Origin of the sequence: Weizmannia sp. WK01 (genome assembly GCF_025905465.1) — a bacterium.
Lineage (GTDB): Bacteria > Bacillota > Bacilli > Bacillales > Bacillaceae_C > Weizmannia > Weizmannia faecalis.
This window is the reverse complement of record NZ_CP109616.1, coordinates 3,404,797-3,418,449: the sequence shown is the minus strand read 5'-3', so window position 1 is coordinate 3,418,449 and position 13,653 is coordinate 3,404,797. Positions and strand designations below refer to the sequence as shown.

The window sequence follows — 13,653 nt, the reverse complement described above, 5'->3', positions numbered from 1 at the left end:
CCTCTATACCATTGTAAGTGTACAGGAAGGCGAACTGCAACTCAACCGGCGTGATCGGAATTTGTCAAAAAACTTTTCACATAAATTCGTAAAAACCCATGAAAAAAATGCTTACTTGTGATATATTTAACATAGTTGGAGAGAGAAAAAGACGCATGCAGGCATTTTTTTAAAACATATTTTTTCTTTGCTCAGATAGGAGTAATATTATAATGAAGAATGGCAGCGCTGCCATTCTGGAATGGACGCACGATTGGAACCAACAGCACAAAAAACTTAAGCTTTCAACTTGGGGGATTTCACATGAAGGATGAATCAGTAAAAATACCGCAAGCCACTGCAAAACGGCTTCCATTATATTACCGGTACCTGAGAAATTTATATACACTTGGCAAGCAAAGGGTATCCTCGGCGGAACTGAGTGAAGCGGTGAAAGTCGACTCCGCTACGATACGCAGGGATTTTTCCTACTTCGGGGCACTTGGAAAAAAAGGTTATGGTTATAATGTAAAATATTTATTGTCTTTTTTCGGCAAGACGCTGAACCAGGATGAGATCACAGATGTAGCGCTGGTTGGCGTTGGGAACCTCGGTACAGCCCTTTTGAATTACAATTTTTCGAAGAATAACAGCGCACGGATTGTGATGGCATTTGACAATGACCCCGGGAAGGTGGGGAGCCATGTTGGCAATGTGCCTGTTTACAGCATGGACGAATTAAGAGAACGGCTTTGCGCGGAAGATGTGACGGTTGTGATTTTGACGGTCCCCGCTTCCAGTGCCCAGGCAGTGACAGACGAGCTTGCCAGTACAAATGTAAAAGGCGTTTTAAACTTTACACCTGCCCGGCTGAACGTGCCGCCGGATATCCGCGTCCATCATATTGACCTGGCCGTGGAACTGCAGGCACTGATCTACTTTTTAAAACATTATTCAAATGATGAAGAAAATTTGAAAGAAACAAAAGAGCCGGTTGCGAAGCCATAGCCAAAAAGCTTTTTTTCCGTTATCATAGTGGGTACAGGGGGTGGCCCGATTGAAAACGGAATGCAGGCGCAAATGGCAATGGCCGGATTTGGCTGTGGCGTGCAAAGGGAAAAGGGCGGATTCAACGCCGGCACTTAAAGGGGAACGGCGATGAATACGAAAAAAATGCCGGTTACCGGACACATCCAGGAATTGAGAAAGCGGTTAATTACCGTTCTCATTTTCTTTCTGTTTGCCCTGGTTGTTGGCTTTTTTACCGCAAAACCTGTTATACGTTATTTGCAGCATGCCAAAAATGCCGGCATGTTCACGATGAATGCCTTCAGGGTAACCGATCCTATTAAGGTTTTTATGGAAGTTTCGGTTGTGATCGCATGCCTATTGACCCTGCCGGTGATTTTGTACCAGCTTTGGGCGTTTATAAGCCCGGGGCTGTATGAGAAAGAAAAGAAACTGACATTAAGTTACATTCCTGTTTCCATCTTGCTTTTTATAGCCGGCGTTTCTTTTTCCTATTTCGTGCTTTGTCCGCTGATGGTGAAGTTTATGATGGGCTTGTCAAATGAAATGGGCATTCGTGCGGTGATCGGGATCCGGGAGTATATTCAGTTTCTGCTAGAGATCACGCTTCCGTTTGGCTTTGTGTTCCAAATGCCGGTCGTGGTCCTGTTTCTGACCCGGCTTGGCATCATTACGCCGAGACTGTTGAAAAAGGTAAGAAAATATGCGTATCTTGCTTTGATTGCAGCTGCCGGCATCATCACCCCGCCGGACGTGTTTTCGCAGCTGATTACCTTTGTTCCACTCGTTTTGCTGTATGAAGCAAGCACACTGATTTCGAAAATGGCGTACCGCAATGCCAAAAAAGCGGCAAAAGAAATGCCAATGGATGAACAGACGATTGCTTCTGAATAAGAAAGCCGTTTTCCGGACGGAGCCGGAAAACGGCTTTTATTTTTTCACTGAGTTTTTCAGCTTGAAATGGAGAAAGATCAGCCTGATGCCGGAACCCAGATCCAATGTTGCAATCAACAGCAGTAAATAAGAAAAAAAGCCCCAGCCGCCCACTTGTACCTGCTGAATGGCAAAATAAGTGAACAAAGCCCCGAGCAGGCAGTTTACAATCCCTGAAAAAAGTGGTCTCATTATAGAAGTCCTCCAATTGAGCTGTAAATTTCATGTACGGATGTCTGCAGAACGGACGGGTGCAAAAGCAGCCTCACGACCACAATCGTGTTCATGGAAACATGCGCAAACATGGAAACGGTGATCCGGTTTGTTTTCTCGTATAAATAAGCGAGCGTCAGCCCTAAAAGGGAATATAAAAACAAGTGGCTCGGTTCGGTATGCGCGAGTCCGAAAATAACCGAGCTGACAATACCGGATAAAAGGAATGAAAAGCGCCTGCGCAGCGTGCCGAAAATGATTTTCCGAAAAACGATTTCCTCGAGAATCGGCCCTGCGATCGAGCTGATGAGGATGACGAGCGGAAATCTTTCAATCAGCGCCATGATTTGCTGCGTATTGTTGGAGGCAGCCGGGGCACCGAATAATGATTCAATGATCGCGGCTGCAGTCTGGGCAAAGAAACAAAGAAAGACGCCGCCTATTGCCCATATGGCGGATGGCGCGGCCGGAAGCGGTTCAGTCCGGTCTGTTTCTTTCTTTGCGGCTTTTCTTAAAAAGTACAGGACGATGATCAGCCCGATGATAAAGCTGATGACGGTCCAAAGCGGGGGCGTCAATGTCCGCATGCTGTCTGCCGGTTCGTGGAAAACGTTCACCCCGGCATAGTAGAGCAACGGATACCCGACGGCGCCGGACAGCAGCATAAGGATGTACGTCACGAGAATATACACATACTCTTTTTTCACGCGTTCTTTTCCTTTCTTGCCAGTTCAAAGTTTAAAGGATCGCAAATTCGTCCAATATGTTCATTGTACTATTGAACCGGGCGGGGTTCAAATGCCGTGCGCAGAGCCAGCCTTTTCAGTTGCATATCCGGATGGTGATCAAGCATACTTATAAAAGGGCAAGCGGCTGAAATGGAGGCGCGCAACCGGCATCCTTTGACGGGGCTCTTTAAAGGATGCAGGGCCCGAAAAAAATAAAAAAAGTTGGATGAGAGACTTGCAAAAAAGCAAGGAATTATTTATTATAATAAATGTGTTAGCACTCAACTTATGCGAGTGCTAATAATGGACAAAATTTTACATAATACGAATTAAGGAGGTTGTTTCACGTGTTAAAACCACTGGGTGATCGCGTTGTCATTGAATTAGTTGAATCGGAAGAAAAAACAGCAAGCGGTATTGTCCTGCCTGACACGGCAAAAGAAAAGCCACAGGAAGGCAAAGTTGTGGCTGTCGGTTCCGGGCGTACCCTTGATAACGGTGAACGTGTTGCCATCGATGTAGCAGTAGGCGACCGCATCATCTTCTCGAAATATGCCGGCACTGAAGTGAAATATGACGGAAAAGAATACTTAATCCTTCGTGAAAGCGATATTCTGGCGGTTGTGGAATAAGCCTGGCTTGTTGAAACATAGAAATAACGATATGACATGAGGAGGTTTTATAAATGGCAAAAGAAATTAAATTCGGCGAAGAAGCCCGCCGCGGTATGCTTCGTGGTGTGGATAAACTGGCAGATGCTGTAAAAGTGACATTGGGCCCGAAAGGACGTAACGTCGTTCTGGAAAAGAAATTCGGTTCTCCGCTGATCACAAATGACGGTGTCACGATCGCAAAAGAAATTGAACTCGAAGACGCGTTTGAAAACATGGGTGCCAAACTTGTCTCCGAAGTGGCCAGCAAAACGAACGATGTAGCTGGTGACGGTACAACCACTGCAACTGTTCTGGCACAGGCAATGATCCGTGAAGGCCTGAAAAACGTAACAGCAGGTGCAAACCCGGTTGGCATCCGCAAAGGGATTGAAAAAGCAGTTGCGGCTGCTGTCGAAGAATTAAAAGCCATTTCGAAACCAATCGAAGGCAAAGCTTCCATCGCCCAAGTTGCTGCAATTTCCTCTGCTGACGAAGAAGTCGGCGAATTGATCGCTGAAGCAATGGAACGCGTGGGCAACGATGGCGTTATTACCATTGAAGAATCAAAAGGCTTCTCAACGGAATTGGACGTTGTGGAAGGAATGCAGTTCGACCGTGGCTATGCATCGCCTTACATGGTAACGGATTCCGACAAAATGGAAGCTGTTCTGGATAACCCTTACATCTTAATTACAGACAAGAAGATTTCCAATATCCAGGAAATCCTGCCTGTTCTGGAACAAGTTGTCCAACAAGGCAAACCGTTGTTGCTGATTGCGGAAGATGTTGAAGGGGAAGCTCTTGCAACACTCGTTGTCAACAAACTGCGCGGCACATTCAATGCCGTTGCGGTAAAAGCGCCTGGCTTCGGTGACCGCCGCAAAGCGATGCTCGAAGATATTGCAACCCTGACAGGCGGCGAAGTGATCACAGAAGAACTCGGCCTTGATTTGAAATCTGCAACCATTGACCAACTCGGCCGTGCCGGAAAAGTGGTTGTTACAAAAGAAACAACGACAATCGTTGAAGGGGCAGGCGACTCTGCTGCAATTTCCGCACGTGTAAACCAAATCCGCATGCAATTGGAAGAAACGACTTCCGAATTTGACCGTGAAAAATTACAAGAACGCCTTGCAAAACTGGCCGGCGGCGTAGCGGTCATCAAAGTCGGTGCTGCGACAGAAACCGAATTAAAAGAACGCAAACTGCGCATTGAAGATGCTTTGAACTCTACGCGCGCTGCTGTTGAAGAAGGCATTGTAGCTGGTGGTGGCACGGCGCTGATCAATGTCATCAAGAAAGTTGCTTCCATTCAAGCAGAAGGCGATGTTCAAACAGGCATCAATATCGTTGCACGCGCTTTAGAAGAACCTGTACGCCAAATCGCGGAAAATGCCGGCCTTGAAGGTTCAGTCATTGTCGAACGCCTGAAAAAAGAAGATGTCGGCATTGGTTACAATGCCGCCAATGGAGAATGGGTCAACATGATTGAAGCGGGTATCGTGGACCCGACGAAAGTAACCCGTTCCGCACTTCAAAATGCTGCATCTGTTGCTGCAATGCTGCTTACAACAGAAGCAGTTGTTGCCGACAAACCTGAACCGCCGGCACCTGCAGGCGGCGGCGCCCCTGACATGGGCATGGGCGGCATGATGTAATAAGCGCCTGAAAATGCTGGGATAACGGCTTTTACAGACGTTCAAAACTGTACCATTCCATGTTTCGGTTCATGTTTTAGATCGTTACATTTTTAATGAGGCTCCCGGGAAGTGACCGGGAGCCTCTTTTTTCTGTTTCTCATACACGCTTTGTGTATGCTTACAAATGAACAGGGGTGTTGAAATGGCAAAAGCCGAAAAGAAGGGAAGCGGCATGAGTCCTGTACGGGGTGATTGCGAAATGAAGGGAAGCGTATAAACCGTAAGTAAGATGGTTGCAAAATAGAGGGAAGTGTTTGAGAAAAGTGATTGCGGAATGAAGGCTATGCCCATAAGCCGCTAATGATGGCGGGTGAGGCAAGCGGCAAACGTAAGCGTGGTGGGCGCGAAATGAAGGGCCTGAACAGGTGACAGAAAGAAGGCAAGCCGGTTTTTTTAGGGATGCCGGCCCGGTTATTCCGCGTGTTCACGGAATACCCAGAGCCTTGTGCCAAGAAAATTGACAGCCATCCCTGCCAGTGTGGCAATGATCTTCGCGTATAAAAGCGGCCAGCCCCACTGCTCGTGAAAGAGGAAAAGCAGAAGGGAAGTCAGCGCATAGACAATTAAATTGACGGCGATAAACCGTGAAGCTTCAGCCCATGTTGCTTTTTTTCTTACTTGAAACGTCCAAAACCGGTTCAGCAAATAGCTGTTTGCCATGCCGGCCGTATAAGAACATGCCTGTGCAACCAGATAAGGCACATGGACGGAGGTGAGCAGAAAAAATACGAGAAAATCAACAAGCGTATTTCCGGCGCCGACAATGCAAAACTTAAGAAAAGCGGCATATTGTTTGAGCATGGGTCCAGCAAACCTTTCGTAAGTTGTGTTTTCAAGTTTTCATTGTATCACTGTTTTGGCTTAAGACGAAAGAAGATTTCTCGTTTTTATATAAATTCGTTTCAATGGTATAGCGCGGGCGCCTTTTGACTTCTTTAAAAATTTTGCCGATGTATTCCCCGATCAGCCCCACCGCCATCAACTCTAGGCCGCCAAGGAGCCAAATAGAGATGATCAGGGAAGCCCAACCGGAGACGGTATGGCCGGCAAGCTCCTCTATAAGGGCATAAAGGCCGACAAACGCACTTAAAATAAACGTGACAAACCCGAGGGCCGTCACAAAGCGGACCGGGGTTATGCTGAAAGACGTAATGCCATCCAGGGCAAAAGCGAGCATTTTCTTTAACGGATATTTTGATTCCCCGGCCATCCGCTCTTTTCGGTCGTAATACACTTTCGTAGAAGGAAACCCGAGCAAAGGGATAATCCCGCGCAAAAACAGATTTGCTTCTTTATATTTTAAAAGTTCCTCCAATGTTCTCTTGCTCATCAGCCGGAAATCAGCATGGTTCGGCACGAGCTGAATCCCCATTTTTCCCATCAGCCAGTAGAACCCTTGCGCACTTGTCCGTTTAAACCAAGTGTCCGTTTCCCGGCTGTCGCGGACGCCGTATACAATATCGTAGCCTTGCCAATATTTTTCCATAAAATCCCGAATCGCCCGGATATCGTCCTGCAAATCGGCATCAATGGAGATGACGCAGTCGGAATGCTCACTGGCGACCGTAAGCCCTGCAAGCAGCGCATTCTGGTGCCCGGCATTGCGCGACAGTTTAATGCCTTTTACAAACGGATGGCGGGCCGAAGCGGATTCAATGATCTGCCAGGTTTTGTCGCGGCTCCCGTCATCGACAAACAAGAGCGTGCTGTCTTTTGCAATCAGTTTGGACTGGATCAGAGATTCGAGCACCTCTGACAGCTGCTTCATCGTTTCATGCAATACGGCTTCTTCATTATAACAAGGAACAACAATCGTTAATTTCGGATATTGACTCATTCTACAGCATCTCCTTTACCAGCATGATGCTTACTTTACTTCGTATAAATAAATGGTCCACGCCGAGTCGGCATTGCGGAAAGTTTTTAAAAACCGCAAATGCTCTTCTTCTGCGTTTTGGATCGGGACAGCCGAGAAAATATACCGCCCGCCAAGCTTTTCAAACGCTTTTGTATCGATGGCAAGATGATGGATTTTGACGCCGCTGTTTTTCCGGAATTCATAATGCTTGCCCAGTTCGCTGACAAAAATATAACAGCGGTTCCCCCACTGGTCAAAATACGTTTTTAATTGCGGGCTTTTCTCCAGTTCCCCGGCAATGATTTTTCGGAATTTCCTTTTATAAGACAACGGATAATAATTATTGTAAGAATCTAAGGTGTAGAAACCGTTGTACTGGGCAATGGCCGGATGGATCCCGATGCTGGCGACGCGGTAAGCGCTTTTCGGTTTGCCGATATAGCGGCCGATTTCGTGAAACTGGCCCGTCGCGTAAAACTGGTTGAACGAAGGTTTCCCGGCAACACGATAATAAATTTCAGGATTAAACGCAAACAGGACAACCACCTGGGCGATGAGGCAAAATTTTACGAATGCCTTCCACTTTCTGCCGCGTTTCCAAAGAAACCATGCCCCCACTGCAAACATCGTATAAATGATAAGCGGCCGCAAAAAATGAAACCGTGCAAAGTTAAACGTATTCAGCAGGCTGATCTTTTCTTTTAACGGTTCCCATGCCTTGTTGAACCAGAAAGCATACCAGAGCGATAAAACGGCATTCAGCATAAAAAGCTGCACATACCGTTTTTCCTTTTTCCATGCTTTTGTTTTATAAATCAGCCACATGGCGATAAAAGAGAACGGCAGAATGACAAACGTGTGCACGGTCATATCATGTGTATGCCCGAACACATAATTTTTTAGCGCAAGCCGGAGCGTGTGCCAAAAGCCGAGTTTCGAGCTAACAAAATCATTCCGGCTTGTCGGCTCATGGGAAAAGACAAGGGAATACACAAGCCGGTATTCAATCCCTAAATACAGCACCAGCATCCAGCCGATTGCAAAAAAGAACGGCCAGTTGCGCTCCCGTTTCACAAGCACATCCCGTATCCACAAAAGTCCCATCGCCGCCAGAAAAAAGAAGAACCCGAGCACAAAGCTGGAGTAAAAAGGCAAAAGGGTCAGCGCCAGCCACTCTTTCCATGTGGCCTGCCGGTTCCTGATGTTTAAAAAAGCCCAAAGCGCAAGCGGCATCCCCAATGTGCTTAACATGCCGGACGGCCAAAACGGGGTCATCGCAAAAGCAAGAGATACCCATACCCTGATAAAGTAACCGTCCTGCCCTTGCACGAAATGCCGTTTTAGCAACAGGTACATTCCTAAAAAAGCAAAGACTCTTGTAATCGTCTGGCTAAATGTATAAGCGATGACCGGAGGGAACAGGGCGTAAAGCCACTGGATTCCGCTGAATTCCGTCCCGAACGCATTTCGCGGCAACCCGTTCATGATTTGCGGAATCGTTGCATTCAGAGGGCCAAACAGTTCTCCGCTGCGGTCGAGCACCCGGTACCAGGCGATATTCGAATCCAGGTTGTCGTGGACCCGGATATGCATATTGCCGCCAAGAATAAACATTGGCGAAAGGTAGACGGCCAGCATCCATACGGCCAGCCATAAAGCATTTTTTTCATGATTACTGATTTTCATTCCGGTCTGACACCATCCCGTTTCTATTTTTGGATGTATGGTCCCTTCTCTCCATAAGCACGTTTGAATAGACGCGGGCAACCAGGGAAAAGTTCACACAAAAAAATACAGGCAAAAATGATGCGGGGTTTAAATCACCGGCCCGTTATTAATGATATAATAAAACCAGCATAAATTGGCTTTAAAATGCCAGGATGAAGGGAAGAAGCTGCCATGATCATAAAAGATGTGCAAGTGCATTACCGGAACATTCCGCTGCTCGTTCCGTTTAAAACAGCATTGCGGCAAGCCAATGAAATTGACAGCATTGAAGTGGAAATCACACTGGACAATGGCATAAAAGGTACAGGGGCAGCTGCGCCAACTGTTGTCATTACAGGCGATTCAACCGAAAGCATCATGTCTGTTGCGGCAGGGCCTATCAAGGAGGCGCTCTCCGGGCATGATTTGCGTGATTTCCAGGAAGCCCTGAAAAAAGTGCAGCGGTGCTGTACGGGCAACACAAGTGCAAAAGCTGCTGCCGACATTGCCCTTTACGATGCATACAGCAAATGGTTAAACATTCCACTGTATGCCTATCTTGGCGGGCAGAAAAATCTCCGGACTTCCATGACAATCGGAGTGGATACGCCCGAAAAAATGGCATGGGATGCGGAAAAAAGCGTGGAGGCCGGGTTTCATCTGTTGAAAATCAAGGTCGGCACATATCCGGAAATCGATCTCGAACGGATTGAAGCGGTCCGGCGCGCTGTTTCGCCTGATGTCAAACTGCGCCTTGATGCCAATCAGGCGTGGGAACCGAAGCAAGCGGTGCAAATTTTACAAGAGCTGGAAAAAAAGGATTTCGGGATTGAGTTTGTCGAACAGCCGGTACGTGCCGATGATTGGGAAGGGTTAAAGTTTGTAACGGAAAGAACAAAGCTGCCGGTCATGGCAGATGAAAGCCTGTTTTCGGCAAAAGACGCGCTGAAATTGATCGCGGGCCGATTTGCCGACCTTATCAATATTAAGCTGATGAAATGCGGCGGAATTTCTGAAGCGTGGAAAATTGCCGACATTGCAGAAGCAAACGGTGTGAAATGCATGGTTGGCAGCATGATGGAGCCATCACTTTCCGTGGCGGCAGCTGCCCACTTTGCGGCCGCCCATCCGAATGTTGTCTATATGGATCTGGACGCGCCACTCTGGTTGTCTGAAGAACCGGATCATTTAACCTATGACGGCGAGGACGTCCTGCTCTCTGATCAGCCTGGTATCGGCATCGTCCAGCCTGTGTAGGTTATCCATAAACTTCCTGCATGAAACATTTTGCCGGAAGCCAACTTTCGTGTACAATAAGGATAATTTAAAATGAACGGAGGATCCATATGGGTGCCCGAAAAGCGTTAATCAATATTGATTATACCAATGACTTCGTAGCTGACGACGGCCGGTTGACATGCGGCAAACCGGGGCAGCAGATTGAAGAAAACATCGTGGCGCTTACGAAGTCATTCCTTGAAAACGGCGATTACGTGGTCTTCGCGATCGACTGCCATGAACAAGATGATCCTTATCATCCGGAAACGAAATTGTTCCCTCCCCATAATCTCAAAGGCACACCCGGGCGCGACCTGTACGGGAAACTGCAGCCGCTTTTTACAGCGTGGAAAGGGAAGAAAAACGTTCATGTGATCGATAAAACCCGCTACAGCGCTTTTTGCGGGACGGATCTGGAGCTGCGGCTGCGGGAACGGGGCATAGAAGAAATCCATTTATGCGGGGTATGCACAGACATTTGCGTGCTGCATACGGCAGTGGATGCTTACAATAAAGGATTCAAGCTGGTGGTCCACGAAAACGCGGTGGCAAGTTTTAATCCGGACGGGCACAAATGGGCATTAAGCCATTTTAAAGGTTCGCTCGGAGCGGAAGTGCGGTAAACCCATTAGGTAGGAGTGATTCGAGAGCATGCGTTTTAAAGATGACAGTTTAGCGCTTCACACAGACTTATACCAAATCAACATGGCGCAGGCCTATTGGAAAGACGGTATCCACAACCGGAAAGCGGTGTTCGAAGCATTTTTCAGAAAAATACCGTTCGGAAATGGCTACGCCATCTTTGCGGGGCTTGAGCGAATTGTGGATTATTTGAACCACTTTCACTTCACTGAAGAAGATATTGCCTATTTGCGCAGCACCGGCCATTACAGCGAGGATTTTTTGCAGTACTTGTCAGAAATGCGCTTCACCGGAACGTTGCGCTCCGTCCGCGAAGGGGAACTCGTTTTTGGCAACGAACCGCTGATCCAGGTGGAAACGTCTTTGGCTGAAGCACAAATCATCGAAACCGCCATTTTAAATATCATCAATTACCAGACGCTGATTGCGACAAAGGCTGCGAGAATCCGGTCAGTCGCCGGTGATGATGCTGCCTTGTTCGAATTTGGTTCAAGGCGCGCCCATGAACTGGATGCTTCCGTGTGGGGAACGCGAGCGGCTTACATCGGCGGATTTGACGGAACAAGTAATGTCCGGGCCGGGAAAGTGTTCGGCATGCCGACGAGTGGCACGCACGCCCATGCGATGGTGCAGGCATACCGGGATGATTACACCGCTTTTAAAAAATACGCGGAAACGTATAAGAACTGCATTTTTCTTGTCGATACATATGATACACTGGGTTCGGGCGTGCCGAACGCCATCAAAGTGGCAAAAGAATTTGGCGATAAAATCAATTTTCTTGGTATCCGCCTGGACAGCGGCGACATGGCTTTTTTATCGAAAAAGGCACGGGAAATGCTCGACGAAGCCGGATTTACGGATGCGAAAATTTTTGCATCCAGTGATTTGGATGAATATACGATTTTCCATTTAAAAGCCCAGGGTGCGAAAATTGATGCATGGGGCGTTGGGACGAAACTGATTACGGCATTTGACCAGCCGGCGCTCGGTGCGGTATATAAAATGGTATCCATCGAAGACGGGAACGGGGAAATGCAGGATACGATTAAAATTTCAAGCAATGCCGAAAAAGTGACAACACCGGGGCTGAAAAAAGTATTCCGTATTTTAAACAAACGGACAAACAAGCTGGAGGGCGACTATATTTCCATGCAGGACGAAAATCCGGCAGCGGAAAAGCGGCTGAAGATGTTTCATCCTGTCCATACCTTTATCAGCAAATATGTCACAAACTTTGAAGCCATCAATATCCATGAAACCATCTATGAAAAGGGGCGGCTCGTATACGAACTTCCGCCGCTGGATGCGATCAAACAATATGCGAGAGATAATTTGGACCTGTTGTGGGACGAATATAAACGCATTCTCAATCCTGAAGAATACCCGGTCGATTTGAGCCAAAAATGCTGGGACAACAAAATGCGCAATATAGAAGAAGTGCGGCAAAAAGTGATTCGGCTTGAAGAAGATTAAATGATGATGGTGGTTTTTTCCATCTGTTTTGTGTCAAAAGAACAATATATAAAATGAACAAAATATCGCGGCTCTGTTGCCTGCTGTAAAAAGTAACCATTATGCAAATGGCGACCGGGCTTGATGTAAATCCTTACGTTCATTTTATATAGATGCGGATAAGGAGGATAAAAAAATGGACGCAATGCAAAAAAGAATCGTGGAAGAAATGAAAGTAAAACCGGTCATTGACCCGAAAGAAGAAATCCGTAAAAGTGTTGATTTTTTAAAAAGTTATTTAAAAAAATACCCGTTCCTGAAAGGATTCGTGCTTGGTTTATCGGGCGGCCAGGATTCCACTTTGACAGGGAAGCTTGCGCAGATCGCCATCAACGAAATGAAAGAAGAAACCGGCAACCAGGAATACAAGTTTATTGCAGTACGCCTTCCTTACGGCGAACAGAAAGATGCGGATGATGTGGAACTGGCCGCCCAGTTTATCCAGCCGGACAAGGACATCACCGTGAACATCAAGCCGGCCGTTGATGCCAGCGAAGCGTCCCTGGAAAAAGCGGGCATCGTCCTTTCCGACTATGCGAAAGGAAATGAAAAAGCGCGTGAAAGAATGAAAGTCCAGTATAGCATTGCTGCGATGGAAAATTGTGTCGTGCTCGGTACCGACCATTCAGCTGAAAATGTGACCGGATTTTATACAAAATATGGCGACGGCGGCTCGGACCTTGTTCCGATTTTCAGGTTAAACAAGCGTCAAGGCAAAATGCTTTTGAAAGAACTCGGCTGTCCGGAACGGCTCTATTTAAAAACGCCGACAGCTGATCTTGAAGACGATCGTCCGCAGCTTGCCGATGAAGTGGCATTAGGGGTAACCTATGATGACATTGATGATTACCTGGAAGGCAAAGAAATTTCCCCGAAAGCAAAAGCCACCATCGAGTCCTGGTATTTAAAAGGACAACACAAACGCCATATGCCGATTACGATTTTTGATGATTTTTGGAAATAATGATAAAGCCGGGCTCCCAGCGCGGAGGAACCCGGCAAAATTTTGGCCGCAAGTTCACAAGGGCGGTTGGCTCTATGTGCGTAGAACGAGCTAAAATTAGGCCCTAGGTTTGCGTAGAAGGTTTCTACATTAAGGAAGCACGCAAAACTCCGATGAAAAGTGCACCTAGAGCGCCTCTATGTTAAGGAAGCGTGCAAAATGCCGATGCAAAGTTCACGTAGAGTGCTTCTACGTTAAGGAACGAGGCAAAAATCCGGTGATAAATTCACCTAGAGCGCCTCTATGTTAAGGAAGCGCGCAAAATTCCGATGCAAAGTTCACATAGAACGCTTCTACGTTAAGGAACGAACCAAAATTCCGATGAAAAGTGAACGTACTACAGCTGTAAGTAAAGAATCCCGGCAAACATCAGCCGGAAAGTGAACATGGTGTGGCTTTTAAGGCACAAACCCGG

General features: G+C 47.1%; 13 protein-coding genes. 8 read left to right on the top strand and 5 right to left on the bottom strand.

What is annotated here, in order from left to right; all coding sequences use genetic code 11:
- Positions 1-303: 303 nt before the first annotated feature.
- Positions 304-987 (top strand): redox-sensing transcriptional repressor Rex, encoded by a 684-nt coding sequence (locus OF158_RS16210; RefSeq protein WP_014096825.1) that lies wholly within the window; start codon positions 304-306, stop codon positions 985-987.
- A 150-nt stretch (positions 988-1,137) separates the two neighbouring features.
- A complete protein-coding gene (gene tatC, locus OF158_RS16205) occupies positions 1,138-1,902 on the top strand; it encodes a twin-arginine translocase subunit TatC (protein WP_014096826.1) in 765 nt (254 codons plus the stop codon).
- Between the two features lie 36 nt (positions 1,903-1,938).
- Here the strand turns inward: tatC and OF158_RS16200 are convergent, their stop codons facing one another.
- Complete coding sequence (locus tag OF158_RS16200; protein ID WP_017550687.1) at positions 1,939-2,133, bottom strand: YdiK family protein; 195 nt, start codon at positions 2,131-2,133, stop codon at positions 1,939-1,941.
- Entirely contained in the window at positions 2,133-2,861 is a 729-nt protein-coding gene (locus tag OF158_RS16195) for a CPBP family intramembrane glutamic endopeptidase (RefSeq protein ID WP_014096827.1), read from the bottom strand. Before OF158_RS16195 ends, OF158_RS16200 begins: the two co-directional genes overlap by 1 nt.
- Before the next feature lie 368 nt (positions 2,862-3,229).
- Between OF158_RS16195 and groES the strand changes: the two genes are divergently transcribed.
- Together groES and groL are read left to right on the top strand one after the other, a co-directional pair.
- Positions 3,230-3,514, top strand: a complete 285-nt coding sequence (gene groES, locus OF158_RS16190; protein WP_014096828.1) for a co-chaperone GroES — start codon at positions 3,230-3,232, stop codon at positions 3,512-3,514.
- A gap of 53 nt (positions 3,515-3,567) precedes the next feature.
- The gene (gene groL, locus OF158_RS16185; RefSeq protein WP_014096829.1) at positions 3,568-5,193 is read left to right on the top strand and encodes a chaperonin GroEL; all 1,626 of its coding nucleotides are present in this window, start codon (positions 3,568-3,570) and stop codon (positions 5,191-5,193) included.
- 453 nt (positions 5,194-5,646) lie between these two features.
- Here groL and OF158_RS16180 read toward each other — a convergent pair whose 3' ends face one another.
- The 3 genes from OF158_RS16180 to OF158_RS16170 are packed head-to-tail and all read right to left on the bottom strand — an operon-like array spanning position 5,647 to position 8,779.
- Positions 5,647-6,036, bottom strand: a complete 390-nt coding sequence (locus tag OF158_RS16180; protein ID WP_014096830.1) for a GtrA family protein — start codon at positions 6,034-6,036, stop codon at positions 5,647-5,649.
- 31 nt (positions 6,037-6,067) lie between these two features.
- Positions 6,068-7,072 carry a glycosyltransferase family 2 protein gene (locus OF158_RS16175; RefSeq protein ID WP_014096831.1) on the bottom strand — a complete coding sequence of 335 codons (1,005 nt, stop codon included), beginning with the start codon at positions 7,070-7,072 and terminating at the stop codon, positions 6,068-6,070.
- Between the two features lie 30 nt (positions 7,073-7,102).
- Positions 7,103-8,779, bottom strand: a complete 1,677-nt coding sequence (locus OF158_RS16170; protein WP_014096832.1) for a DUF6044 family protein — start codon at positions 8,777-8,779, stop codon at positions 7,103-7,105.
- A gap of 213 nt (positions 8,780-8,992) precedes the next feature.
- On the opposite strand from OF158_RS16170, the gene OF158_RS16165 reads away from it, so the two are divergent.
- From OF158_RS16165 to nadE, 4 genes are all read left to right on the top strand, one after another.
- Positions 8,993-10,057 (top strand): dipeptide epimerase, encoded by a 1,065-nt coding sequence (locus tag OF158_RS16165; RefSeq protein ID WP_014096833.1) that lies wholly within the window; start codon positions 8,993-8,995, stop codon positions 10,055-10,057.
- An 89-nt stretch (positions 10,058-10,146) separates the two neighbouring features.
- Positions 10,147-10,701: a cysteine hydrolase family protein gene (locus tag OF158_RS16160; RefSeq protein WP_014096834.1), complete on the top strand. Its 555-nt coding sequence runs from the start codon at positions 10,147-10,149 to the stop codon at positions 10,699-10,701.
- A gap of 28 nt (positions 10,702-10,729) precedes the next feature.
- Positions 10,730-12,196: a nicotinate phosphoribosyltransferase gene (locus OF158_RS16155; RefSeq protein ID WP_014096835.1), complete on the top strand. Its 1,467-nt coding sequence runs from the start codon at positions 10,730-10,732 to the stop codon at positions 12,194-12,196.
- Between the two features lie 175 nt (positions 12,197-12,371).
- Positions 12,372-13,199 (top strand): NAD(+) synthase, encoded by an 828-nt coding sequence (gene nadE / locus OF158_RS16150; protein ID WP_014096836.1) that lies wholly within the window; start codon positions 12,372-12,374, stop codon positions 13,197-13,199.
- The last annotated feature ends 454 nt before the right edge of the window (positions 13,200-13,653 follow it).